The 22,924-nt window shown below is 66.0% G+C and carries 23 protein-coding genes; 12 read left to right on the forward strand and 11 right to left on the reverse strand.

The window, feature by feature from the left end:
* The first annotated feature begins 110 nt into the window (after positions 1-110).
* A complete protein-coding gene (locus IPP91_08615) occupies positions 111-1,139 on the forward strand; it encodes an aldo/keto reductase (GenBank protein ID MBL0142128.1) in 1,029 nt (342 codons plus the stop codon).
* 1 nt (position 1,140) lies between these two features.
* On the opposite strand, the gene IPP91_08620 is transcribed toward IPP91_08615, so the two are convergent.
* From IPP91_08620 to IPP91_08630, 3 genes are all read right to left on the reverse strand, one after another.
* Positions 1,141-1,818 carry a UPF0149 family protein gene (locus IPP91_08620; GenBank protein ID MBL0142129.1) on the reverse strand — a complete coding sequence of 226 codons (678 nt, stop codon included), beginning with the start codon at positions 1,816-1,818 and terminating at the stop codon, positions 1,141-1,143.
* Between the two features lie 290 nt (positions 1,819-2,108).
* Entirely contained in the window at positions 2,109-3,230 is a 1,122-nt protein-coding gene (locus IPP91_08625) for a mandelate racemase/muconate lactonizing enzyme family protein (protein ID MBL0142130.1), read from the reverse strand.
* Positions 3,231-3,246: 16 nt separating this feature from the next.
* The gene (locus tag IPP91_08630; GenBank protein MBL0142131.1) at positions 3,247-4,224 is read right to left on the reverse strand and encodes a tripartite tricarboxylate transporter substrate binding protein; all 978 of its coding nucleotides are present in this window, start codon (positions 4,222-4,224) and stop codon (positions 3,247-3,249) included.
* A 142-nt stretch (positions 4,225-4,366) separates the two neighbouring features.
* Here IPP91_08630 and IPP91_08635 point away from each other — a divergent pair, with 142 nt between their 5' ends.
* The gene (locus IPP91_08635; GenBank protein MBL0142132.1) at positions 4,367-5,467 is read left to right on the forward strand and encodes a PLP-dependent cysteine synthase family protein; all 1,101 of its coding nucleotides are present in this window, start codon (positions 4,367-4,369) and stop codon (positions 5,465-5,467) included.
* Between the two features lie 42 nt (positions 5,468-5,509).
* On the opposite strand, the gene IPP91_08640 is transcribed toward IPP91_08635, so the two are convergent.
* Positions 5,510-5,761, reverse strand: a complete 252-nt coding sequence (locus IPP91_08640) for a hypothetical protein (GenBank protein ID MBL0142133.1) — start codon at positions 5,759-5,761, stop codon at positions 5,510-5,512.
* Between the two features lie 165 nt (positions 5,762-5,926).
* Between IPP91_08640 and IPP91_08645 the strand changes: the two genes are divergently transcribed.
* From IPP91_08645 to IPP91_08660, 4 genes are read left to right on the forward strand one after another with little or no spacing between them, the layout of a single operon-like run.
* Entirely contained in the window at positions 5,927-6,958 is a 1,032-nt protein-coding gene (locus tag IPP91_08645) for an amino acid ABC transporter substrate-binding protein (protein ID MBL0142134.1), read from the forward strand.
* Between the two features lie 18 nt (positions 6,959-6,976).
* Entirely contained in the window at positions 6,977-8,155 is a 1,179-nt protein-coding gene (locus IPP91_08650; protein MBL0142135.1) for an ABC transporter permease subunit, read from the forward strand.
* The gene (locus IPP91_08655; GenBank protein ID MBL0142136.1) at positions 8,152-9,261 is read left to right on the forward strand and encodes an amino acid ABC transporter permease; all 1,110 of its coding nucleotides are present in this window, start codon (positions 8,152-8,154) and stop codon (positions 9,259-9,261) included. Before IPP91_08650 ends, IPP91_08655 begins: the two co-directional genes overlap by 4 nt.
* A gap of 9 nt (positions 9,262-9,270) precedes the next feature.
* Complete coding sequence (locus tag IPP91_08660; protein ID MBL0142137.1) at positions 9,271-10,014, forward strand: amino acid ABC transporter ATP-binding protein; 744 nt, start codon at positions 9,271-9,273, stop codon at positions 10,012-10,014.
* A gap of 96 nt (positions 10,015-10,110) precedes the next feature.
* Here the strand turns inward: IPP91_08660 and IPP91_08665 are convergent, their stop codons facing one another.
* The 3 genes from IPP91_08665 to IPP91_08675 all read right to left on the reverse strand — a co-directional run bounded on the left by IPP91_08665 (position 10,111) and on the right by IPP91_08675 (position 11,888).
* Entirely contained in the window at positions 10,111-10,584 is a 474-nt protein-coding gene (locus tag IPP91_08665; protein MBL0142138.1) for a hypothetical protein, read from the reverse strand.
* A gap of 41 nt (positions 10,585-10,625) precedes the next feature.
* Positions 10,626-10,847, reverse strand: coding sequence for a LysM peptidoglycan-binding domain-containing protein (locus tag IPP91_08670; protein ID MBL0142139.1), 222 nt, complete (start codon positions 10,845-10,847; stop codon positions 10,626-10,628).
* A 135-nt stretch (positions 10,848-10,982) separates the two neighbouring features.
* A complete protein-coding gene (locus IPP91_08675) occupies positions 10,983-11,888 on the reverse strand; it encodes an Hsp33 family molecular chaperone HslO (protein ID MBL0142140.1) in 906 nt (301 codons plus the stop codon).
* 115 nt (positions 11,889-12,003) lie between these two features.
* Between IPP91_08675 and IPP91_08680 the strand changes: the two genes are divergently transcribed.
* Together IPP91_08680 and IPP91_08685 are read left to right on the forward strand one after the other, a co-directional pair.
* A complete protein-coding gene (locus IPP91_08680; GenBank protein ID MBL0142141.1) occupies positions 12,004-12,522 on the forward strand; it encodes a bifunctional (p)ppGpp synthetase/guanosine-3',5'-bis(diphosphate) 3'-pyrophosphohydrolase in 519 nt (172 codons plus the stop codon).
* 157 nt (positions 12,523-12,679) lie between these two features.
* The gene (locus IPP91_08685) at positions 12,680-14,428 is read left to right on the forward strand and encodes a polyhydroxyalkanoic acid synthase (protein ID MBL0142142.1); all 1,749 of its coding nucleotides are present in this window, start codon (positions 12,680-12,682) and stop codon (positions 14,426-14,428) included.
* Between the two features lie 63 nt (positions 14,429-14,491).
* Here the strand turns inward: IPP91_08685 and IPP91_08690 are convergent, their stop codons facing one another.
* On the reverse strand, positions 14,492-15,229 hold the full coding sequence (locus IPP91_08690) for an NAD-dependent deacylase (protein ID MBL0142143.1): 738 nt from the start codon (positions 15,227-15,229) through the stop codon (positions 14,492-14,494).
* 160 nt (positions 15,230-15,389) lie between these two features.
* Here IPP91_08690 and IPP91_08695 point away from each other — a divergent pair, with 160 nt between their 5' ends.
* The 4 genes from IPP91_08695 to IPP91_08710 are packed head-to-tail and all read left to right on the forward strand — an operon-like array spanning position 15,390 to position 18,202.
* Positions 15,390-15,857, forward strand: a complete 468-nt coding sequence (locus tag IPP91_08695) for a hypothetical protein (protein MBL0142144.1) — start codon at positions 15,390-15,392, stop codon at positions 15,855-15,857.
* A gap of 58 nt (positions 15,858-15,915) precedes the next feature.
* Positions 15,916-16,410, forward strand: a complete 495-nt coding sequence (locus tag IPP91_08700; protein ID MBL0142145.1) for a PaaI family thioesterase — start codon at positions 15,916-15,918, stop codon at positions 16,408-16,410.
* A gap of 2 nt (positions 16,411-16,412) precedes the next feature.
* Entirely contained in the window at positions 16,413-17,243 is an 831-nt protein-coding gene (locus IPP91_08705) for a 3-keto-5-aminohexanoate cleavage protein (protein ID MBL0142146.1), read from the forward strand.
* A 47-nt stretch (positions 17,244-17,290) separates the two neighbouring features.
* The gene (locus tag IPP91_08710; GenBank protein ID MBL0142147.1) at positions 17,291-18,202 is read left to right on the forward strand and encodes an OmpA family protein; all 912 of its coding nucleotides are present in this window, start codon (positions 17,291-17,293) and stop codon (positions 18,200-18,202) included.
* A 208-nt stretch (positions 18,203-18,410) separates the two neighbouring features.
* Here the strand turns inward: IPP91_08710 and IPP91_08715 are convergent, their stop codons facing one another.
* The 3 genes from IPP91_08715 to IPP91_08725 all read right to left on the reverse strand — a co-directional run bounded on the left by IPP91_08715 (position 18,411) and on the right by IPP91_08725 (position 22,918).
* Positions 18,411-21,143 carry an MtrB/PioB family outer membrane beta-barrel protein gene (locus IPP91_08715; GenBank protein MBL0142148.1) on the reverse strand — a complete coding sequence of 911 codons (2,733 nt, stop codon included), beginning with the start codon at positions 21,141-21,143 and terminating at the stop codon, positions 18,411-18,413.
* Between the two features lie 18 nt (positions 21,144-21,161).
* Complete coding sequence (locus IPP91_08720) at positions 21,162-22,118, reverse strand: DmsE family decaheme c-type cytochrome (protein MBL0142149.1); 957 nt, start codon at positions 22,116-22,118, stop codon at positions 21,162-21,164.
* A 98-nt stretch (positions 22,119-22,216) separates the two neighbouring features.
* The gene (locus tag IPP91_08725; protein MBL0142150.1) at positions 22,217-22,918 is read right to left on the reverse strand and encodes a c-type cytochrome; all 702 of its coding nucleotides are present in this window, start codon (positions 22,916-22,918) and stop codon (positions 22,217-22,219) included.
* Positions 22,919-22,924 lie beyond the last annotated feature (6 nt).

The following is a 22,924-nucleotide window of genomic DNA, read 5'->3' on the forward strand; positions in this document are numbered from 1 at the left end:
GGCGGTCTACGGGCCGCTTCCCGTCGCCACTGTATCGAACTTTGCATCGATGCGGGTGCAGCGGCGCTACCATGGCACGATCGCCGTTTCCGATCCCGGGGAGAACCACGATGCAGTACGTCAATTTCGGCACGAGCGGGCTCAAGGTCTCGCGAATCGCGCTCGGCATGATGACCTTCGGCACCCCCGAGTGGCGGCCGTGGATCCGCGACGAGGAGACCGCCCGCGAAGTCACGCGCCGCGCGATCGAGCTGGGCATCACCGTGTTCGATACCGCCGACATGTACTCGGCGGGAATGTCCGAGGAGATCACCGGCCGGGTCCTGCGCGAATTCGCGACGCGCGACGAGATCGTCATCGCGACCAAGGTGTACTTTCCCGTGGACCTCGCCTTCAAGGGCGGCAATGCACCCGGGCCCAAGCCCGCCGTGCGGCCGAACATGAGCGGGCTGTCGAGAAAGCGGATCCTTTCGGCGGTGGATGCGAGCCTCGGGCGCCTGGGCACCGACTACATCGACCTCTACCAGATCCATCGCTTCGACGCCGCCACCCCGGTGGAGGAGACGATGGAGGCGCTTCACGACACGGTGAAGGCCGGCAAGGTGCGCTACCTCGGCGCCTCCAGCATGTGGGCCTGGCAGTTCGCCAGGATGCAGCGTGCCGCCGAGGTCCATGGATGGACGAAATTCATCTCGATGCAGAACCACTACAACCTCGCCTACCGCGAGGAAGAGCGCGAGATGATTCCCTTTTGCCGCGATACCGGCGTGGGCGTGATGCCGTGGAGCCCGCTCGCGCGCGGCTTCCTGGCCGGCAACCGCGCTAGGGAGGACAAGCAGGGCGGAGGCGAGTCGCGTGCCCGTACCGATGACATCGCGCTGAAATACTACTATCAGGACGCCGACTTCGCGGTGGTGGATGCGTTATCCGCCCTGGCGAAGTCGAAGGGCGTCTCCAGCGCCGTCCTCGCCTACGCGTGGCTGCTCCATCGCCCCGGCGTGACAGCCCCTCTCGTGGGCGCGAGCAAGGCCTGGCAGATCGAAGAGGCGGTAAAGGCCCTGGAGCTGAAGCTCACGCCGGAGGATATGGCGGCGCTCGAGGCGCCGTACCGGCCGCATCCGGTGCTGGGACACACTTGAATCAGCCCGCTCCGTGGCAGGCCTTGTACTTCTTCCCGCTCCCGCAGGGACACGGGTCGTTGCGCCCCACCTTGGCCGCCTCGCGCTTGATGGGCTCGCGGTTCACGCGCCGCTCGAACCAGAAATGGTAAGCCTTGGCGATGTCGGCCGCGATCGCTTCGCGCGCCTCGTCCATCAGGCGGCGTTCCTCCTTCGATGAGCACCACTCCTCGCCCTCCTCGAGCGCACTTTCCTTCAGGCGCCCGGAGAGCAGCATGAAGGGGTAGAGGAGCTCGCTTACCACCTCTTCGTCCTCGCCCATCTCGAACCAGCCGGGCTCGGCGAGCTGCGTGCCCTCGAGGTAGCCGTCGCACCACAGGGCGAGCTCCTCCTCGCCTTCCTCGACGGGGTAGGAGAGGATGTCGATCCCGTCCTCGCCCGCCATCTGGCGCAAGGTGTCGTCGTGGAAGCGCAGGAGCAGTTGTTCGACTTCCTTCGCCTGCGTCTCGGCGTTGAATTTGCCCTCGCCCAGGACGACCGGAATCCACTTTTCGGGCGGGACGGGTTGCGGGGAGCTCGCGGCAGCGCAGAGCAGGCCCTGGATGGCGTCGAGCGTCATCGAGCTCTCCATCTCCGCGCAGGAGAGGAGCTCGTCGAGGCGATCGAGGTCGGCGTCGGTGAGGCGGGGGAGCGATGACATGTTCTTCTCCCCTCATCGCGCTGGCGGAAGAGGGGTCGCGGGTGAGGGATCGGCGGTGAGGTTACCTTACGGATTCGCCAATTGCGAATCGGCGGGCGCTTCGTTCCGGCTTTCGAGCCCGTAGTCGCACGAGATTTTCGCGACCCGCAATCGATAATCCGCGAAATAGCTCTCCCGGCCCAGCTTCCGCATCGCGCGATGCTCGGGGAGCTTTCGCCACGCCTGGAGCACCTTCCCATCCCGCCAGATCGAGAGCGAGAGGAGCTTGCCCGGTTGCGCAAGGCTTTTTTCTAGCGCCCCACCCGAAACCGCTCCAGCCGCGCCAGATCCGGCTCCACCCCCAGCCCCGGCGCATCCGATAGCGTCACCCACCCGTCGCGCGGCGTGGGCTGGAATACCTCCTCGCGAAGTAGGTTGGGATTCGCATCCACTTCGGCAAAGCCCTCGGGCCCCATCGCCGCACGCAGGTGAAGGGAAGCCGCGAGCCCGATGCCGCCGCCGAGCCAGTGGGGGCAGTAAATGGCGCCATGTCGCCTCGCAAGTGACGCCACGTCGCGACAGCCGGATAGCCCGCCCCACTTCCCCACATCGGGCTGGATGAACGCGAGGAATTCCGCGGCCAGGGCATCGGCGAATTCGTCGAGGCCGCGCAGGTTCTCCCCCGCGGCAAGCGGCACGCCGCATCTGCCGGAAAGATCGACCCAATGCGGGATAAGCTCATCGGCCGCGATCGGCTCCTCGACCCAGCAGGGACGGAAAGGCGCCAGTTCCGCAATGCGGTGCATCGCCTCGTCCGGAGACCAGGCCTGATTGGCGTCGACCATGACGACCGCATCTTCCCCCAGCGCCGCGCGGATCTCCGAGAAGTTGGACCGGTCCTTCTCCGCGCCGAATCCCACCTTGAATTTGAAGGCTCGATAGCCTTCGTCGCGCTTGGCCATCGCGGTCCTGGCCACTTCCCCGGGCCCCAGCCCGCTCGCATATACGCGCACCCGGTTGCCGCCCGCGGGGCCGGTTGCGAGCAACTTCCACAGCGGCTGCCCCGCGCGGCGCCCTGCCATGTCCCACAGCGCCTGGTCGATGGCGCCGATGACCTGCGCGAACGGGCCGGGCTCGCCGCACTGGATCGCCAGCCGCCGCACTTGTTTCTCGAGACGTTCGCGAACACGCGGCGCATCGTCGGTCGGGCTGCCCTCAAGCAGCGATGCGAACACGCTATCGACGAGGCGCGCGCGATGCTCGGCCCCCACCTGCGGAAAGTTGCAGAAGACCTCGCCCCAGCCCCACGCGCCGTCAGCCGCGCTCACGCGAAGAAAGAGCGCGGGTCGGCTCGTCATGGTGCCGAAGGAAGTCCTGACCGGGCTCTCGATCGGAACCCGGAAGACCCAGCACTCGATGCGGCTCACCGTCATCGGAGCGCCCGGGGCATCAATCGACGGTCGCGCCGATATCCCGCGCGACCTTGGACCACTTGGCGATTTCGCTCTTGATGTAGCGGCCGAATTCCTGCGGCGTGCCACCCACGGGCGACAGGCCCGCGGCGATGAGCTTTTCCCGGATGGCGGGGGTCGCCTGGGCCGTCATGAACGCCTCGTTCAGGCGCTTGACGATCTCGGGCGGCGTGCCGGCGGGTACCGCGATGCCCTGCCACGCGACCGCCTCGAAGCCCGGAAGGTTGCCGGCCTGGGCGATGGTCGGAATATCCGGATACTCCGGCGAGCGCGTGAGGCCCCCGACACCCAGCGCCCGGAGCTTGCCCGCCTTCACCTGGGGCATCATGCTCGCCTGGTCGGCGATCGCCATGCTCACGTGGCCCGCGATGAGGTCGCCCACCAGCGCCCCGGTGCCCTTGTAGGGAACGTGCGTGATGTCCGCGCCGGTTTGCGCCTTGAAGAGCTCGGCCGCCATGTGCTGCGCGCTGCCGCTGCCCGAGGATCCATAGGAAAGCTTGCCGGGATTGGCCTTGGCGTAGGCGACCAACTCCGCCACCGTCTTCGCCGGCACGGCTGAATTGACCACGAGCGCGTAGTTCACCATCACCGTCTGCATGACGGGCGCCAGGTCCTTCACGGGATCGTAAACCATCTTCCTGTAGATGCCGACGTTCATCGCGAGCGTGGCGACGTTGCCCACCAGTACGGTGTAGCCATCCGGAGCGGCCTTCGCGACGGCGTCCGCCCCGATCATGCCGCTGGCGCCGGTCTTGTTCTCGATGATGATCGTCTGACCGAGATTCTCGGCGAGCGCGGGCTGGACGATGCGCGCGTAGACGTCGACGGCGCCGCCGGGCGGGAAGGGGACGATGAGGCGCACGGGCTTGGTCGGAAAGGGCTGCGCGATGGCCGCCGTCGCGGCGAACGCGAGGCAGGTGAGGAGGGCGTGAAAGCCGCGAACGGTTGGCGTCATGGCGGAGCTCGAGTCCCGGGGAGAGGAAAAGGGGAAGTTACCCCACTTTGCCCGCCCGCCGAAATCCCGGCGCCCATCCCGATCGTGGCGGCATCGTAGAATCCCGCCACGATGCGACAACGTCGCGGGCGGGAGGCTCACCATGAACAACATCGAATGGATCCGGCAGGCGGTGCGGCGAATCGAGGCGGACTACAACCGCTCGGCGGACACGCACCTCATTCCGCTCGCTCTTCCCGCCTACCCGGGCGTGCACGTCTACCTGAAGGACGAGTCGAGCCACCCGACGGGCAGCCTCAAGCACCGCCTCGCCCGCTCGCTCTTTCTTTATTCGCTGTGCAACGGCTGGATCCGCGAGGGCAGCACGGTGGTCGAGTCGTCGTCGGGATCAACCGCGGTGTCGGAGGCGTATTTCGCCCGGCTGCTGGACGTGCCGTTCGTCGCGGTGATGCCCGCCACCACGTCGCCGGAGAAGATCACCGCCATCCAGTTCTATGGCGGCACATGCCACCTCGTCGACAACCCGCAGGAGGTGTACAGCGAATCGGAGCGGCTCGCGCGGGAGTCGGGCGGCCACTACATGGACCAGTTCACCTACGCGGAGCGGGCCACGGACTGGCGCAGCAACAACAACATCGCCGAATCCATCTTCAGCCAGATGGAGCGCGAACCGCACCCCGTCCCGCGCTGGATCGTGTGCAGCGCAGGCACGGGCGGCACCACGGCCACCATCGGGCGCTTCATCCGCTACCGGTGCCACGACACGCGGGTGTGCGTGGCGGACCCGGAGAATTCGGTCTTCTTCGATGCCTACGCCACTGGCGACACCACGCTCAAGATCGAAACCAGTTCGCTCATCGAGGGAATCGGGCGGCCACGGGTGGAGAAATCGTTCCTGCCGGGCATCGTCGATGGAATGCTCAGGATTCCGGACATCGCCTCGCTTGCCGCCATCCGCTACCTGGAGCGGGTGCTGGGGCGGCGATGCGGCGGATCGACAGGCACCAACTTCATCGGGGTGCTGCACCTGGCGCGGCGGATGCATGAGGCCGGGGAGAAAGGATCGATTGCGACGATCCTTTGCGACAGCGGTGAGCGGTATCGGCACAGCTACTACAACGACGAGTGGATGGCTTCGCGGGGACTGGAAATCGGACCGGCCATCGAGGCGGTCAGGACCTGTGCGGAGGCGGGAAGCCCGTTGCTCTGGCCCTTGTCGGCTGCGGGGAATTGCGGGGCATGACGTTCCTCCCCTTCTCCCAAAGGGGGGAGTCGACGCCCGCCGTTACTTGTTCCAGGCGGCGATGTCCGACAGGTTCACCTTGAAGTCCTGGTTCTTGGGCAGGTTCGCGGTGTTCAGCTCGTCCTGGACTTCGTGGAACGCGGCGGCGAGCTTGAAGCTGATCTTCGCGATGTTCTTGGGATCCGCGCTCATCTTCACCTCGGACTGCGAGACCGCCACGCAACCGTGTATGAGGTCGACGAAGATCCTTTCCGCGAGGTCGCGGACTTTCATGTCGAATACGGGTTGGGTCATGGCGCGCCTCTGGCTTCATCGGGATCGGGTTTCCATGCTACGCCTGATGCATGGCCTATATCCCGTCCCCCATCCGGGAAATATGGAAACGCCCTTGGGTATGCCGCCCGGGTCGTAGTACATTGGCCGAACGCACCCCAATACGAGGAGGAAACCCCCATGAAGATGACCGCCGGAAAACCGCTTGCGCTGGCCAGCGTGCTGGCCGCCGCTCTCCTGGCCGCCGCCCCCGCGCAGGCCGGCAAGACCCTGGATGCCATCAAGGCCCGCGGCCAGCTCGTGTGCGGCGTGCACACGGGGCTCGCCGGGTTCTCGGCGGCCGATGCACAGGGCAACTGGAGCGGCCTCGACGTGGACGTGTGCCGCGCCATCGCCGCCGCCGTCCTGGGCGACGGGGGCAAGGTCAAGTTCGTTCCCCTCACCGCACAGCAGCGCTTCACCGCGCTGCAGTCGGGCGAGATCGACATCCTGTCGCGCAACACCACGTGGACGCTCTCGCGCGATGCCTCCCTGGGCGTGTTCTTCATCGGCACGACCTACTACGACGGCCAGGGCTTCATGGTCCCGGTGAAGTCGAAGGTCAAGAGCGCCAAGCAGATGAAGGGCGCCACCGTGTGCGTGCAGTCCGGCACGACCACGGAAAAGAACATGACCGACTTCTCGCGCGCCAACAAGCTCGACCTCAAGCCGGTCGTGTTCGAGAAGATCGAGGCGGCTACGGGTGCCTATTTCTCCGGCCGGTGCACGGCGTTCACCACGGACGCCTCCGGCCTCGCCTCCGTGCGCAACAAGGAAGCCAAGAATCCCGCCGAGCACGTCATCCTGCCGGAACTCATCTCCAAGGAGCCCCTGGGGCCCGCCGTGCGTCGCGGCGACGACGAGTGGTTCACGATCGCCAAGTGGGTCGTGTTCGGCCTGATCGAGAGCGAGGAATACGGCATCACCCAGGCCAACGTCGAGAAGCTGATGAACGAGAGCCAGGATCCGGTGGTGATGCGGATCACCGGCAAGTCGGAGGACATGGGCAAACTCCTGGGCCTCGACAGGGACTGGATGGTCAGGGCCATCAAGGCCGTCGGCAACTACGGCGAGATCTTCGAGCGCAACGTGGGGCCGAAGACGGCGCTCAACCTTCCGCGCGGCGTGAATGCGCAGTGGAACAAGGGCGGCCTGATGTACGCCCCGCCGGTCCGGTAACCGGAAGGCACACTGCCGATGGCCACGCGCCCGCCGCCACGGCGCAGGGACTGGTCGTGGCGCAGCCAGGCGTTTCGCGGGCTCGTCTACCAGGTCCTCGCCGCGGCCGTCATCGGCGTGGCGCTCTGGTTCCTCGCGAGCAACACCGTCGACAACATGCGGGCGCGGGGAATCCAGAGCGGCTTCGGGTTCCTCGTGCAGCCCGCCGGATTCGACATCGGCGAGAGCCTGATCCCGTACGACGCGCTCGACCAGAACTGGAAGGCGTTCCTTGTCGGCGTGCTGAACACGCTGCGCGTGGCCTTCGTGGGCATCGTGCTCGCCACCGGGCTGGGCACGCTCCTGGGCATCGGGCGATTTTCCCGCAACGCGATCGTGCGCGGCCTGTGCTACGGCTACGTGGAGCTGTTCCGCAACATTCCGGTGCTGCTGCAGTTGCTGGTGTGGTACCTGTTCTTCACCGACATCCTGCCGCCGATCTCGGAGCCGTTCACCCTGGGCGGGATGATCTACCTCAGCAAGGCGGGGTTTTCCTTCCCGGTGCCGGTCTGGGGGCTGGGGCAGGCGCTCGCGGCCGCCGGCGCGGCGGTTTGCCTGCCCATCGCCTGGTACTACCGCCGCTGGGCCATCCGCCAGTTCGAACTGACCGCGCGCGTCCGAAGCGTCTTCCTGGTGCCGGTGGCGATCGTGTTCGCGGGGTCGATCCTCGGGTGGATCGCGGGCGGGGCGCCGACGGCATGGAACTATCCCGCGCCGGGCGCCTTCTCGATGGAAGGGGGGGCGTCGGCCACCCCTGAATTCCTGGGGGTGCTGCTGGGCCTCGTCCTGTACACCTCGGCCTTCATCGCCGAAGTGGTGCGCGCCGGCATTGCGTCCGTGGCGCACGGCCAGGTGGAAGCGGCGGGCAGCCTCGGGCTCGCGCGCGGCCAGACGATGCGCCTGGTGATCCTGCCGCAGGCGCTGCGCGTGATCATCCCGCCGATCACCAGCCAGTACCTGAACCTCACCAAGAACTCGTCCCTGGCGGTTGCGATCGGGTACCCGGACGTGGTGTCGATCGCGACGACCGCGCTCAACAACACCGGGCGCGCGGTCGAGTGCATCACGATCATCATGCTCGTGTACCTGACGACCTCGCTGTCCACCGCCGGTTTCATGAACTGGTACAACAACCGCTCGGCGATCAAGGAGCGATGAGCGTGGCGAGCGTCTTTCAACCGATCGCTGCGCGCCCGGCACCCGTGCGCACCCAGGGGCTCGTGCCGTGGATGCGCGCCAACCTCTTCGGTGACTGGAGGAGCTCGCTCACGACCGTGGTGGTGGCGCTGGCCGCGATCGCGCTGCTGCCGGGCATGGTCAACTGGGGAATCTTCCACGCGGTGTTCCGGCCCGACCTCGGCGGCTGCCAGACCGCACGCGGCACGGGCGCGTGCTGGGGCGTGATCGCCGAGAAATACCGCCTCATCATCCTCGGACGCTATCCGTTCGGGGAGCAATGGCGCCCGGTGCTGGCGACGCTCATGCTGATGGGACTCCTCGGCGTGAGCTGCACGCGGCGATTCTGGAAGCCTTGGCTCGCGCCGCTCTGGGCTGTCGTGATGGCGGCCTATTTCGTCCTGATGCGTGGTGGCCTGGGGGGGCTCACGCCGGTCCCCACGGACCTCTGGGGCGGGTTGCCGCTCACGATCATGCTGGCCACGCTCGGCATCGTGCTCGCCTTCCCGATCGCGGTGCTGGTGGCGCTGGGCAGGCGCTCGGGCCTTCCGGCGATCCGCTCGATGTGCATCGTCTACGTGGAGCTGGTCCGGGGCGTGCCGCTGATCTCCGTGCTCTTCATGGCCTCGTTCCTGTTCCCGCTCTTCATGCCGATGGGCAAGTCGCCCGACGTGCTGCTGCGGGTGCTGGTGGGGATCACGCTCTTTGCCGCCGCCTACCTCGCCGAGACGGTGCGCGGCGGACTCCAGGCGGTGCCCAAGGGGCAGGTCGAGGCGGCCGCCACGCTCGGGCTCACCTACTGGCAGACGCAGAGGAAGATCGTGCTGCCGCAGGCCCTCGCGATCGTGGTGCCGGCGGTCATGAACAACTTCATCGCCATCTTCAAGGATACGTCGCTGGTCACCATCGTGAGCCTGTACGAGCTCACCGGCTCCCTCGGTCTCGCGCTCAACTCGGATGCGGACTGGCGGCCCTACAAGCTGGAGGGCTATTTCTTCATTGCGGCAATCTATTTCGCGTTCTGCTTCGCGATGTCGCGTTACAGCCTGTGGATCGAGAAGCAGGTGAGCGTGAGCAGGACCCGCTAGGACCGGACCATGAGCGAAGCCATCATCAAGTTCGAGAAGGTCAACAAGTGGTACGGGGACAGCTTCCACGTGCTGCGCGACATCGATCTCGAGGTCGCCACCGGCGAGCGGATCGTGATCTGCGGCCCGTCGGGCTCTGGAAAATCGACGCTGATCCGCTGCATCAACCGGCTCGAGGAGCACCAGGAGGGCCGCATCGTCATCGCGGGAACCGAGCTTACCGACGACGTGAAGGCGATCGAACGCGTGCGCCGGGAAGTGGGCATGGTGTTCCAGCAGTTCAACCTGTTCCCGCACCTGACGGTGCTGGAGAACCTGACGCTCGCGCCCATGTGGGTGGGCAGGACCCCGAAGGCGAAGGCGGAAGAAATCGCCATGAAGCAGCTCGAGCGCGTGCGCATCGCGGAGCAGGCGCACAAGTACCCGCTGCAGCTATCCGGCGGCCAGCAGCAGCGTGTGGCCATTGCGAGGGCGCTGTGCCTCACGCCCAAGATCATGCTCTTCGACGAGCCGACTTCCGCGCTAGACCCCGAGATGATCACCGAAGTGCTCGAGGTCATGATCGAGCTGGCGGGGCAGGGGATGACGATGCTCTGCGTGACCCACGAGATGGGGTTCGCGAAGGCGGTGGCCAATCGCGTGATCTTCATGGACCAGGGACAGATCGTCGAGGAAAGCGTGCCGGAGGAGTTCTTCAACCACCCGAAGAGCGATCGGACGAAGGACTTCCTGTCGAAGATACTGGGGCATTGACCGGGTCGGCGAACCGGCCGGAAAAAACCCCGGACCAAACGCATCGGGGGGTTCGGGAAAAGTCCCGAACCCCCCGATCGCGAGGCTGTGGCGCCGTTACTTGACGACGAATTTCTTGGTTCCCGCCGGCTTGCCGTCGAGAGTGATTGCAACCTCGTAGTCGCCCGCAGGCCACCCGTCCGGCTTGCTGACATGGAACTCGTTGGTCGCAGGTCCGGTCGTCGCAATCGTCATCGTGTCTTCCTTGACGACCGCGACCTTGTCGCCCTTGTGGTAGGTCCATTTCGCATCGAGCTTCGCGCTTCCGGTGCCCGTCGTGTCGACCGAGGCATACAGCGTGTCTCCCTTGGCGAACGCGTCCATCGCGGCGGAAACCTTCTTGTCGGCTCCGATGGCCTTGCCGACCATGACTGCCGAGACGGCCACTCCCGCGGGAGCGGCTGGCGGCGCCGGCGTGGCGACGGGCGGCGGCGGCGCGGGCGGCGCCTTCGGAGGCTCTTCCTTCTTGCCGCAGGCGGCGAGGGTCAGCGCAATTGCTGCGATGACGGCATAAGCGGACTTGCTGGTCATGATTCGATTCTCCATTCCCTGGGTTCGTGACGGTCGCGGGGTCATTTCGGCGGAATCTTCAGCTTCTGGCCCGGAAAGATCTTGTTCGGGTCCTTGAGGATGTCCTTGTTGGCTTCGAAGATGCGCGTCCAGTCGTTCGCGTTTCCGTACTCGCGCTTGGCGATCTTCGAAAGGCTGTCGCCGGAGACGACCACATATTCCTTTGTCGCTGTCGAGCTCGATCCACTCTGGACATTGGAGAAGTCCGGCATTTCGTCACTCATGAAAACCTCCTGGTTGAACAGATGGGGATTGCCGGTATCGGCTCGTCCCGTGAACAAGGATAACGCAGGGCTCGGCGCCCTGCCTGCGGTGCGCGGCAATTCCCCTCGCGCTCGGGCAGCCGGTGGCGATGGGGCTCATGAGGCGAAAATACGGGCCACTTCCGCCGCGGTGAAACGGTACTCCTGGTTGCAGATCTCATCGCGCACGGTCACCACGCCGTGCTCGGACAGGGTGGCGTCCACTTCCGCGCGGCCCAGCCCAAGCAGCATCGAGACCACCTTTTCCTCGCTGCGGCCGCAGCCGTCGGTAACGGGCAGGGGCTTGAAGAGGCGAACGTCGTCTTCGGGGAAGAGCGCGGTGAGGAAGTCCGCGATGCCCTCGCCCCGGCCCTCCCCGTCGATCGCTCTCGCGAGGGCGACGGGAGTTCGTCTCGCGGTCTCAAACTGGGTGCGCGCCCAGCCGTTGGGGTCGCGTTCTTCGGCCCCCGGGAGCTTCTGCAGGATCAGCGCACCGACGCCTTCGGCAGTGACGTACACCCACAGGTGGGTAGGTACCTGCTCGCTCTGGTCGAAGTAGCGCTCGAAACACTCGCTGAGCGTGGCGCCTTCCAGAGGGACGATGGACTGGGATTGGCGGGCGGTCTCGGCATTTTCGAGGGTGAGGGCGAGGCGGCCGTCGGCGAAGAGTTCGTGGAGTGCATGAGCCTCACCCCCGGCACCTCTTCCAAGCGAGCGTGGCGATTTCTCGTCCACCCGGAGCATCGCGCGCAGGTGCAGGTCGTGCGTGCAGTCGGCGACCGCCAGCGAGATCGGACCGTGACCCATCACCTGCAGCACCGCGCGGCCCGGATGCATGAGGCCCGCGCCGATGAGGGCGGTGAGGGCGGCAAATTCGCCGAGCAGGGGGCGCAGTGCCTCCGGGTAGTCGCGGCGCGAAAGGATGGTCCGCCATACCGGGCCCAGGCGAACGACCTGGCCGCGGATATCGAGGTTCTCGAGGAGGAAGCGCTGGGTGAGGTCGGTGGGGGCTGGGTCCGTCATGAGGAAATCATACCGCCCGATCCCTCACCTCCGGCCCCGCTTCCGAGGGAGGGGAAGAAATGACCTGTCATACTGAACACGCAGGCACCGCGCAGGGGATCACGCCATGGACGACATTGCCCGGCTCATCAAGGCAGCCGATTTCGCCGCCTTCAAGCACCGCAAGCAACGGCGCAAGGACGCCGAGGCTTCCCCGTACATCAACCATCCGCTTGCCTTGGCGCGGGTGCTGAAGCTGGAAGCGGGCGTGGCCGATGTCGACGTGCTGATGGCCGCCATCCTGCACGATACGGTCGAGGACACGGAAACGACGGTGGAGGAGCTGGCGATGGTGTTCACTCCCCTGATCGCCTCGATCGTGGCGGAAGTCACGGACGACAAGAACCTGCCCAAGGCGGAGCGCAAGCGCCTGCAGGTGGAGCACGCCCCCCACATCTCCCCGCAGGCCAAGCTGGTGAAGCTGGCCGACAAGATCTGCAACCTGCGGGATGTGGTGGATGCCCCTCCGGCCAATTGGCCCCTGGAGCGCCGCCGCGGCTATTTCGAGTGGGCCAAGGCCGTCATAGACGGCCTGCGGGGTGCCCACCCAGACCTGGAACGCCTTTTCGACCAGGCCTACCTTGCCAAGCCGTGAGCGACCTCACCCGCAGCCCCTCTCACCAGGCAGAGGGGAGCGCTTGGCCGAATCAGGCCCAACCCCGGGGCCACGGGGCTCTGGGTTGAGACAGGTCAATCGGGGGAGTTTTCCCAAGCGTATCTTGGGCTTACATGTTCGCCGTGGAGGCGCCGCCATGTATGACCAGCCACAATCGCTGCTCCCCAATTTCGTATCCGGTAACGCGGACCGGTTGCTGCACGCGACGATGGGCAAGCTTACCGGGGGGCTGTCCCCGGCATCGCTGTCCGGCGCCTGGCTCGACTGGGCCACGCATCTCGCCATGTCCCCCAGCAAACAGGCGGAGATCGTCGAGATGAGCGTGCGCCAATGGAGGCGCCTGGGGCAGTTCGTGATGCATGCGGCCGCCAACGGCGGCAAGACCGAGGCGTGCATCCAGCCCCTGCCGCAGGACCCGCGCTGGCGCGACCCGGGCTGGCAGGAGTGGCCCTTCAACGTCATCCACCAGAGCTTTCTTCTTGGCCAGCAGTGGATGTCCATCTCCATGCGCGGCGTGCGCGGCGTGACCAGGCACCATGAGCAGGTGATGGACTACACCACTCGGCAGGCGATGGACCTCTTCGCGCCCTCCAACTTCCTCGCCACGAACCCGGAAGTGATCCAGGCGCTCCAGGAATCCAAAGGCGCGAATCTGGCCAGAGGTTTCAAGAACTGGCAGGAGGACATGGAGCGCTTCCTCTCCAACTCGCCCCCGGCGGGGGCCGAGAACTACGTCGTCGGCAAGAACCTCGCCCTCACGCCCGGCAAGGTCGTGTTCAAGAACGAGCTCATCGAGCTGATCCAGTACGCGCCCACGACGACGCGCGTGCATGCCGAACCCATCCTCATGGTGCCGGCGTGGATCATGAAGTACTACATCCTCGACCTGTCGCCCGCGAACTCGCTGGTGAAGTTCCTCGTGGACAAGGGTCACACCGTGTTCATGATCTCGTGGAAGAACCCGGGGCCCGAGGACCGCAACCTCTCGATGGACGACTACCTGCGCCACGGGATGATGGCGGCGCTGGACACGGTCTCGAAGATCGAGCCCAAGCGCAGGATCCACGCGATGGGCTATTGCCTGGGCGGCACCCTGCTCTCCATCGCCGCGGCCGCACTTGCGCGAGACGGCGACAAGCGCCTCGCCTCGATGACCCTGCTTGCGGCACAGACCGATTTCACGGAGCCGGGCGAGCTGGCGCTCTACATCGACGACAGCCAGCTCACCTTCCTCGAGGACCAGATGTGGGAGAAGGGCTTCCTCGACTCCACGCAGATGTCGGGAGCCTTCCAGTTGCTGCGCAGCGTGGACCTGGTGTGGTCCAGCCTCGTGAAGCAGTACCTGAAGGGCGATCGCACGCCCGTCAACGACCTGATGTCGTGGAATGCGGACGGCACGCGCATGCCGTACCGCATGCACACGGAGTACCTGCGCAGCCTTTTCCTGCACAACGAGCTGGCGACGGGCCGCTTCCGGGTGTGGAACAAGCCCGTGGCGCTGCCGGACATCGAAATCCCGATCTTCTGCGTGGGCACCGTCACGGACCACGTCGCGCCGTGGCGCTCGGTGTACAAGCTGCACCTGCTCACGCACGCCGAGCTCACCTTCGCCCTGACCACCGGCGGGCACAACGTCGGCGTCGTGAATCCGCCTTCACCGGAATCGAAGCGCAAGTTCAAGATGCGCACCCGGCCCAAGGGCGGTGGCTACCTCGATTCGGAAGCCTTCGAGCAGACCGCGAAGGAATATGCCGGCTCGTGGTGGACCGCGTGGGAAGGCTGGCTCGCGGAGAAATCCTCCGGCAAGGTGGCGCCACCGAAGATGGGCGGCACATCCCTCAAGCCGATTGGCGACGCGCCGGGCCAGTACGTCTTCATGCGCTGACCTGATTTGGGGGGCGTTTCGCCGGAAATATCCGGGAGGAGCATCCCCAATACCCGTCCCGGGCTAGACAAGCAGCGGCAGAATCTCGCCGGCCGCGCCGCGCAGGCTCACGGTGACGTGGCGGGTGAGGGGCGTGGGCTGCGGATTCACCTCGATCACGCGCGCGCCAACTTCGAGGGCCATGAAGGGCAGCGACGCCGCGGGCTCCACCACGGTCGACGTCCCCACGCACAGGAACACGTCGCACGTGCGCGCGGCGGCGAGGGCGGCAGCGAGGGCTTCTGGCGGAAGGCCTTCGCCGAACCATACGACGTCGGGGCGCAGGAGCGAGCCGCACGCCGGACACTTCGGCACGCAATCGCCCTCGGGCCACTCATCGGCCGGGTGATGCCGGTCGAAGCACTTCACGCGACGGATGTTGCCGTGCAGCTCGATCACCCGAAGGCTTCCCGCCTCGCGATGCAGCCCATCGACGTTCTGCGTGACGAGGGTGAAGTCCACGTCATGATCGCGGCATCGGCGCTCGAGCCGGGCCAGCGCGTGGTGGCCCGCGTTGGGCCGCGCTTCCCGCACCTTCTCGCGTCGCCACGCGTACCAGTCCCACACCCGCTTCGGGTTGGCCTCGAAGGCTTCGGGGGTGGCGAGTTCCTCCGGCCTGAAGTTCTCCCACAGGCCCGTGAGCGCGTCGCGGAAGGTGGGAATGCCCGACTCCGCCGAGATGCCCGCGCCGGTGAGCACCGCGACGCAGGTTGCGTGGTCGAGCAGGTCACGCGCGAGGGAAACTGAACCGGCTGGTCCCATGGGTTCCATGCGCAGATCATCGCACCTTCCGATCCCCGGGAAAGAGGCTTCCCCGGTTCTTGATTCCGTCCAGGTAACGGCAACTTCGTGTCCTTTCCCGGGAATCGCCGGGCGCGGAAAGCGACTTTTCCGTAACATCGATTCCACCAAGGAGATTCCGATGAAGACCATCGCCACGATTGCCGCCGCCACCGTCCTTGCCCTTGTTGTCTCATTGTTCTCGTTCGGGGTGTTCGCGGCCGATGCACATGGACAAGGCGCAGCGCCCGCGAAGCTGCATCTCGACCACGGCAGGAAGTGGGCAACGGACGAGCCGCTGCGCAGGGGCATGGCAGCGATTCGCGGAGCCGTCAACCGCGCCCCGGCCCCGATGCACAAGGCCATGGCGAAACCCGAGGCGTATGCGGAGTTGGGCAGGCGCATCGAAGGCCTGGTCGGGCAAATCGTGAAGGAGTGCAAGTTGCCTCCGGAAGCGGACGCCCAGCTGCACCTCGTGATCGCGGACGTGATCGCGGGAGCCGACGCGATGAAGTCGGCGAAGAACGCGCCGGCGGGACGTTCGGGCCTCGTCAAGGTCGACGGCGCGATCAAGACCTACGGCCAATACTTCGACCCCCCGGGCTGGTAGCCCTGTAACAATGGGGTCAGGTTCGCGAACCTGACCCCATTGTTACAATTCGGTCTCCATGACCGACAGGCAAGCGGCACCTCCCATTCCAACAGGCTTTCGCGCCGTCACCATCGGCGGCGAGTTCATGCATACCGTCGGGCCGCTCTATGGCCTGTGGGACGGCCGGCGGGTGCACCTCGGCTTTCGCGTCGAGGAGCGCCACGCGAACGTCGCCAAGGCCTGCCACGGCGGCATGCTCACGTCCTTTGCCGACATGCAGATGGCCGTGGTGACGCACTACCAGTGGCCCGGGATTGCCGGGCACAGCTTCCCGACCATCAACCTCACCACGGACTTCGTCGCTCCGGTGTCGATGGGGGTCTGGCTCGAGGGCACGGCGGACATCATTCGCGCCACCAAGTCCCTGGTGTTCATCCAGGGCACCGCGACCGTCGACGGCGCGACGGTGCTGCGCTTCAACGGCGTTTACAAGATCGGTCCGAAGCGCGACTACGCCAACCCGCTCGATCCCTTCGGCCTCCTGCACCCATCCCCCTCCGGAAGGAAATGACCATGGACCAGCCCGTCGTCATCGCGGTAGCCATCACCGGCTCCGTGCCGCGCAAGAAGGACACGCCCGCCGTCCCCGTCATCCCCTCGGAGCAGATCGAAAGCACGCACCAGGCGTTCGAGGCGGGCGCGAGCCTCGTGCACATCCACGTGCGCAACGCGGACGAGTCCTCCGGCTCCGACCCGGCGAAGTTCGCCGAGGTGCAGGAGGGCGTGAAGAAGTACTGCCCCGGAATGATCATCCAGTTTTCCACGGGCGGGCGCGGCCGCGAGGCGAGCCATCGCGGCGCGATGCTCTACCTCAAGCCCGACATGGCGTCGCTCGCCACGGGCTCCGTGAACTTCGCGACGATGATCTACGAGAACCCGCCTGACTTCATCGATATCCTCGCCAGGCAGATGATCGAGCTCGACATCAAGCCGGAGTGCGAGATTTTCGACCTGGCGATGCTCTACAACGCGGCCGATCTCGTGAAGCGCGGGCTGCTGAAATCCCCCCCACACGTGCAGTTCGTGATGGGCATCAAGGGCGCGATGCCGGCGCGCCGCTCCATCCTCGAGTTCCTCCTCTCCGAGATGAAGGCGGTGCTGCCGGGCGCCACCTGGACGGCCGCCGGGATCGCGCGCCACCAGTTCGAGGTGGCGCAATGGGCCCTGGAGCTGGGCGGGCACTGCCGCACGGGCCTCGAGGACAACATCCGCTTCGACGAGACCCGACTCGCGGCGAGCAACGCCGAGCTGGTGAAGAAGATCGTCGACGTGTGCGGCCGGCACGGGCGACGCCCCGCCACGCCCGACGAGGCGAGAACGCTGCTGGGAGTACGCCCGGCCTGACTACCGTCCTTAGCATCACCCGCCAACAACGACAAACGGAGTCCTTCATGCATCGCTCGCTTGCCCCGCTCCTCGCCGGCCTCCTCGCCGCCGCCTCGTTCGCGCTCACCGCGCCTGAGGCCTTCGCGCAGAAATCGAAAGCAAAACCGAAGGACAACCTCCGGTGCCAGCCCAACCCGATCTTCGAGAAATTCCCCGGCAGCTACCTCGACTCCTGCGAGCGCTCCCGCTTCATGGAACTCGAGATCGAGGTGGCGAAGGATCCCGCCAACCTCAAGGGGGATCGCACCAAGGTCAAGAAAGAAGGCGAATACTGGTATTACCACGACCCGATCGAGAAGGACGCGAGCGGGTCCCTCCCCTCGCCGCTGGAGCTGCAGCGCAACATCGAGCAGGCCGTGCGGGCGGGCGGCGGCACCGTGCTATCGACGCCGGACTACCAGCGCTCGGTCTACTATCGAATCGAGAAGGGCGGCTCCGAGTACTGGGGCCGCTACGCCTGCGGCGGCGGAAACCAGGCGTCCTGCACCGCGCTCAACCACAAGATCGTCCGCGTGACGGCAATGGAGCAGACGATTGTCGTCTCCGCCGAGCAGATCGCCAGGGACATGGGCGGCGGCGGCAAGGTCGTCTTCTACGGCATTTACTTCGACACTGACAAGGCGACGATAAAGCCCGAGTCCGGGCCCACGCTCGCCGAGATGGCCAAGTGGCTCACGTCCAACGCGGGCGCGAAGGTCTACATCGTCGGCCATACCGACATGCAGGGCGCGCACGACCACAACATGAAGCTTTCCCGCGATCGCGCGACTTCGGTGGCGGCGGCCCTCGCAGGCCAGCATGGCATCGCGAAGGATCGCCTCGCCTCCGATGGCGCCGGCCCGCTCGCGCCGGTGGCGAGCAATGCCGCGGAGGCGGGGCGCGCAAAGAACCGCCGCGTGGAGATGGTCCTGCGCTGAGCGGCGACCCTTCGGTCTCCTGCACCCATCCCCCGCCGGAAGGAAATGACCACGGACCAGCCCGTCGTCATCGCGGTAGCCATCACCGGCTCCGTGCCGCGAAAAAAGGACACGCCCGCCGAGGCGAGAACGCGGCTCGGGCTTCTTCGCCCGGCTTGAGGCGGGATGCAGGCGCCACCGGTGCCCCGCGGGGCACCGGTTACCCGTCCTAGAAGTCGACCTTGAGGAACAGGCCGACCGTGCTGGCGCTATAGTCGCCCGGCCCCTTGTCGAGATAGGCGGCGTTGTTGGCCGGCACCGGGTTCTGGGCGACGCCGTCGTAGTGCCAGTCGTTGACCTTGCCGCGCTCGTACCGGCCATAGAGCCGCAACGCCATCGTCTTGTTGACGGGGTAGCTGAGGTTCGCCTCGATCGTGTTCTGCGTGAAACGGGCTTCCGGCATTCCGGAGCCGATGAGTGCGACCTGCGCCGCGGTAAGCCCTAGGGCAGCGGCATTGTAGGTGTAGCTCGTCGTCGTCGTGCCGTTCACGTAGGTGTATGCCGCGTCGAGCTTGGCGACGCCGAAGTCCCGCCGCAAGCCGATGCTCCCGGTCTGGTTCCGCGAATCCTGGATTTGCTCCCAGGTGCGGCTCGTCGGATACAGCGGGTTCAGCGCTGCGGCCGTCTCGCAGGTGCTCAGGCCCGCATTTCCGGGGGCGACCAGCGTCGTGCCGACCAGTGTCGTGCCGGTTGGAGCGATACCCGTCGTGTTCACCACGCCATTGCTGTAGAAATAGTACGTCGCGCCGACCGCGCAGGCATTGGCCTGGAGACCCAACTGGTGCATCTTGCCGGACTGCCAGGAGTAGTTGCCGTACAGCGCGAACTCCGCCGAAGCCTGCCAGTTGGCTTCCAGGCTGACGAAGGACTGCCTGTTGGTTCCATTGCGCCCGTACTCCGAGTCGGGATAGCTCATGTCCTTCCACTGGCCCGAGAGTCCGAAATCCAACGTCGGCGCGGCAGCCCAGTTGATCCGGCCGTTCAGCGTGCGCTGGTCCCGGTCGGCCAGGTCGAACTTGCGGAAGCTGTCCATGACATGGATCCAGCCAGTGTAGTTGGTGCCCGTTGCGGTGGGCAGCGGTCCCAGCGAGGCACTCTGGAATTCCTCGTACGGGTCCGGGTTGTAGTCGCTTCCGCGCCGGCGCATGCCTTCCGCGGACAGGAGCAGCGTCACGCTCTCGAAGCCGCGGTTCGTGTAGCCGATCTTCAGCTTGTCCTCGTTCGTCTCATCGCGTTCGCGGTGCTGGCGCTTGAACGTCTCCCGCTCGATCGATCCGGTCAGGTTCGATTTCATGTCGATGCGCCAGTCGGCGCTCAGCGAGGCGTTCTCCTGCTTGTACTCGAACGGGACATTGGCGATGTTGACATTGCCTGCGCTGGGCGCGACGTTGAGTGCCCGTATGGCGTCCAGGTTGCATTTCGCGGCCAGGTAGGCCGGCGTATTCACGAAGGCGCCGCCGCTGCCGTCATTGATCAAACGTCCGACCTGGCCGGTGAGCGGGTTGCAGGCGATGTAGTCCGTCGAATTGTCCGTTTCGTAGTACCGCCAGTTGGCGCGGACGCCGACGTTGCGCGCCGGACTGAGCGCGAGGGACAGGTTGGCGAGCTTCGTCGTGATTTCCGCACCGGAATTCGTCCGGGTGAGCGCGTCCGTCGTGTTCCAGACGTTGGCCGCCGAGATGCCGTTGATCATGCCGCCGGTAAGGGGCAGCGTCGTGGGCGCGATGAGAGAATCGTCCTGGCTCGACCGCGTGGCCGCGACGACCGCACTGAAGCGCCCGTTCATGAGCTGGGGCAGACTGCGCGCGTACTCCCCCTTGATCTTGTAGAACTCGTTGTCGGGGTAGGAGTCGAATCGCGCGGAGGTGAACGTGTTCGCGGAAACGCCCGTGAGCGTGTTCACCGTGATCGTGAGAGGGTTCTGGACCGTGAAGGTGTTCAAGTCGTTCCGGTAGAGCGAACCCTCGGCCGTGATGTTGAAACTGTTGATCCCGTCGAAGTACTGGACACCGCCGCGGAACTCGTTCGTCGTCCAGTCGACCGGCTCGGCGGCCTCGATGTCCCCGCCGCCGCCGCCTCCGCCGAATATCAGTCCGTAGGGATTGGACCCCTGCTTCTTCTCGCTCGTGTAGGCCGCGTAGAGCTTCCAGTTCTCCGAAAGCGTGAAGTCGGCGCGAATGCCCCCCTTCTTTCGCGTGATCGCGAGCTCGGTATCCGGGGCCGCCGCAATGGCGGCCTGCAACGCAGTCTGCGTGGCAGCGGCCGTCGGCAGCCCTCCTGGCGTCAGCCCGACAAGCGTCTGGTTGCCGGTTCCCATCCCGCTCCAGAGCGAACGAAAGGCGTTGGTCGATATCGAGGGTGTCTCGTTGAAGTACGCCTTCACCTTCCACGCGTTGTAGCGGCCGAAGGCGATCGAGTAGAACTGGTCATCCCGGGCCACGGAGCCGGCGTACGCATCGAAGAAGGCGCCCTCGGCAGGCTTGTCCGCCCGCACGGTGAAGTTGCGCAGATAGAAGCCCGAATCCACGTCGCGATAGCGTGTGTAGAACGGATTGTCGCGGTCCCCGTTCGACGAGATGCCGCCGAACTCGATCGAGGCCTTGTAATCCCATCCGTCCCCGGCCTTCTTGGCGGGCTCGGCCACAAGCGTGTCGTAGCCGTACAGGATGCCGATGGGACTGCGTTTGATGTCGAGCTCGGCGTCGACCCGCGGCGGACCGGCGGCGATGCCCTGGTTCATCGTGTTCGAAATGACGGTATCGGTGCCCGTGGCGCTGTCGGCGAGCGCGGCGGTGAGGGCGAAAGGCGCCAGCGCGATGCTCACGCTTGCGGCAATGACGGTGGTGCGGGGCCGATGGACCATGGTGAGCCTCCCGGTGCGGTGTTGGGACTTCGTCGTCATGACGGGTTCTCCTTCGCGCTAGCGCTGCAGGCGAGCGCCGGACGGGTGGTTGCTTCCATGGACGGCCACGTGGCAGTTCTGGCACGAGCGGCCGATGACGCGCGCGCTCTGCGTGCCGCCCTGCAACGCGGCAGCCGCCGTCTGGTCGCCCCGGAAGAACTGGCCGGGGTGGCCCACCGGCGGGCTGTGGCACTGCTGGCACAGGAACGGGCGCGACGACACGAGCAGGCGCTCGTTGTTCGAGCCGTGCGGCGAGTGGCAGTTGATGCAGCTCTCGCGCACCGGGGCGTGCTCCCAGATGAACGGCCCGCGCTTCTCGGCGTGGCAGGCGGCACAGGTCTCGTTCACGCTGTCATTCTTGAGCAGCGGTCGCGTGATCGACCCGTGCGGGTTGTGGCAATCGACGCAGCTCATCTTGCCCTCGAGCACCGGCATGTGGGAGCGCCGCTGGAACTCGGCGCGCTGCTGCTGATGGCAGGTGAGGCAGGTCTCGGTGATGGTGGGTTTGCGCAGCAGGCCATTCACCGAGCGCCTTTCCATGGGCGCATGGCAGTCGCTGCAGGCGATGTTGTTGAGTTCATGCGTGGAGGCGGCCCAGTGCTGGCGCTGCCCTCCGCCGTGGCAGGAAAGGCACTGCGCATTCATGGTCTGGATCGGCGTGCCCGACTCCTTCGTGAATGAGATGATCGCCGTCTTGTCGGAGGATTTCGAGACGTGCTTCGATCCCGGCCCGTGGCATGCCTCGCAGACGTACTTCTCGCGCTGGTTCTTCGGGTTACCGCGGAAGGCCCGCGCGTGCTGCGTGTCACGGAAATGCTGGTTTTCGGTGTCGTGGCAGCTCAGACACTTGGCTTCGCCCACATAGGTCGCCTCCTGCGCCTTTGCCGGAAGCGCCCATCCGAGCAGGCCGATGAGCGCAATGGCCGCGCCCCGCGCCCAGGTGGCGACATGCTTCTCTCCGAATATCGCGTTCATCTGTCGATCCCCCTTCGCGCGGCATTCCCTGCACCGCTTCTGTGGCAATACCCCGGATCCTGTTCGGGCCGGGACTTCTTCAAGACTTGAGCTGCCGCCTACCCTCCGGCCATGGGCAGGCGGGAGACGTAGTCGAGCACCGCGTTGAGATCCGCATCCTTGTAATCCTTGATCACGCGGACCATCTTCGGATCGGCGTTGCGGCGTTCTCCGTCGCGAATGGCGCGTCCCTCGTGTGTCAGGTACAGGTAGTGCTGGCCGTTGAGGCGCGGCTGGAATTCCGGGCCATCGCCCTCCGCCTTGTTTCCATGACAGGTAGCGCAATCCTTCAGGTACAGCGCCTTGCCCCGCTCGAGATCCTTGCCCGGCCCCTTTCCGTTATCCGCGTTCACGGGAAGGCCCTGCAGGTACACCGCGATGTCCGCGATGTCCTGCGGCCCGAGAACATGCTCGTTGGCAAAGGGATACATGCGCGAGTTGTCGCGGCGGCCAGCGCGAACGTCGGTCATCTGCTTGATCAGCACCGAGGCATGCTGCCCGGCCAGGCGTGGATACTTGCCGTCCGGGCGCCCGAGCGCATGGCTGCGGTGGCACCCCTGGCAAACTTCGAAGGCGATCTCGCCGCGCAGCGGGTCGCCCTTGGCCTTGAGCGCCTGCAGCTTCTCGCCCTGCATCTCGTTCCAGACATAGTCGGGCGACTCGATGCCCTTAACGTGAGGCTGCGGCGCTGCCTTTTCCTGCGCCAGCACGACGGCCGGCACGAAGACCATCGCCCAGCCGATTGCGACCCACCGTTTCATTTTCCG

Source organism: Betaproteobacteria bacterium (genome assembly GCA_016720855.1).
Taxonomy (GTDB): domain Bacteria; phylum Pseudomonadota; class Gammaproteobacteria; order Burkholderiales; family Usitatibacteraceae; genus FEB-7.

What these genes read in the sequence shown, in the direction of transcription:
- IPP91_08615 (MBL0142128.1), top strand. Translation starts at nt 111, where the DNA reads ATGCAGTACGTCAATTTCGGCACGAGCGGGCTCAAGGTCTCGCGAATC.
- IPP91_08620 (MBL0142129.1), bottom strand. Translation starts at nt 1,818, where the DNA reads ATGTCATCGCTCCCCCGCCTCACCGACGCCGACCTCGATCGCCTCGAC.
- IPP91_08625 (MBL0142130.1), bottom strand. Translation starts at nt 3,230, where the DNA reads ATGACGGTGAGCCGCATCGAGTGCTGGGTCTTCCGGGTTCCGATCGAG.
- IPP91_08630 (MBL0142131.1), bottom strand. Translation starts at nt 4,224, where the DNA reads ATGACGCCAACCGTTCGCGGCTTTCACGCCCTCCTCACCTGCCTCGCG.
- IPP91_08635 (MBL0142132.1), top strand. Translation starts at nt 4,367, where the DNA reads ATGAACAACATCGAATGGATCCGGCAGGCGGTGCGGCGAATCGAGGCG.
- IPP91_08640 (MBL0142133.1), bottom strand. Translation starts at nt 5,761, where the DNA reads ATGACCCAACCCGTATTCGACATGAAAGTCCGCGACCTCGCGGAAAGG.
- IPP91_08645 (MBL0142134.1), top strand. Translation starts at nt 5,927, where the DNA reads ATGACCGCCGGAAAACCGCTTGCGCTGGCCAGCGTGCTGGCCGCCGCT.
- IPP91_08650 (MBL0142135.1), top strand. Translation starts at nt 6,977, where the DNA reads ATGGCCACGCGCCCGCCGCCACGGCGCAGGGACTGGTCGTGGCGCAGC.
- IPP91_08655 (MBL0142136.1), top strand. Translation starts at nt 8,152, where the DNA reads ATGAGCGTGGCGAGCGTCTTTCAACCGATCGCTGCGCGCCCGGCACCC.
- IPP91_08660 (MBL0142137.1), top strand. Translation starts at nt 9,271, where the DNA reads ATGAGCGAAGCCATCATCAAGTTCGAGAAGGTCAACAAGTGGTACGGG.
- IPP91_08665 (MBL0142138.1), bottom strand. Translation starts at nt 10,584, where the DNA reads ATGACCAGCAAGTCCGCTTATGCCGTCATCGCAGCAATTGCGCTGACC.
- IPP91_08670 (MBL0142139.1), bottom strand. Translation starts at nt 10,847, where the DNA reads ATGAGTGACGAAATGCCGGACTTCTCCAATGTCCAGAGTGGATCGAGC.
- IPP91_08675 (MBL0142140.1), bottom strand. Translation starts at nt 11,888, where the DNA reads ATGACGGACCCAGCCCCCACCGACCTCACCCAGCGCTTCCTCCTCGAG.
- IPP91_08685 (MBL0142142.1), top strand. Translation starts at nt 12,680, where the DNA reads ATGTATGACCAGCCACAATCGCTGCTCCCCAATTTCGTATCCGGTAAC.
- IPP91_08690 (MBL0142143.1), bottom strand. Translation starts at nt 15,229, where the DNA reads ATGGGACCAGCCGGTTCAGTTTCCCTCGCGCGTGACCTGCTCGACCAC.
- IPP91_08695 (MBL0142144.1), top strand. Translation starts at nt 15,390, where the DNA reads ATGAAGACCATCGCCACGATTGCCGCCGCCACCGTCCTTGCCCTTGTT.
- IPP91_08700 (MBL0142145.1), top strand. Translation starts at nt 15,916, where the DNA reads ATGACCGACAGGCAAGCGGCACCTCCCATTCCAACAGGCTTTCGCGCC.
- IPP91_08705 (MBL0142146.1), top strand. Translation starts at nt 16,413, where the DNA reads ATGGACCAGCCCGTCGTCATCGCGGTAGCCATCACCGGCTCCGTGCCG.
- IPP91_08710 (MBL0142147.1), top strand. Translation starts at nt 17,291, where the DNA reads ATGCATCGCTCGCTTGCCCCGCTCCTCGCCGGCCTCCTCGCCGCCGCC.
- IPP91_08715 (MBL0142148.1), bottom strand. Translation starts at nt 21,143, where the DNA reads ATGACGACGAAGTCCCAACACCGCACCGGGAGGCTCACCATGGTCCAT.
- IPP91_08720 (MBL0142149.1), bottom strand. Translation starts at nt 22,118, where the DNA reads ATGAACGCGATATTCGGAGAGAAGCATGTCGCCACCTGGGCGCGGGGC.
- IPP91_08725 (MBL0142150.1), bottom strand. Translation starts at nt 22,918, where the DNA reads ATGAAACGGTGGGTCGCAATCGGCTGGGCGATGGTCTTCGTGCCGGCC.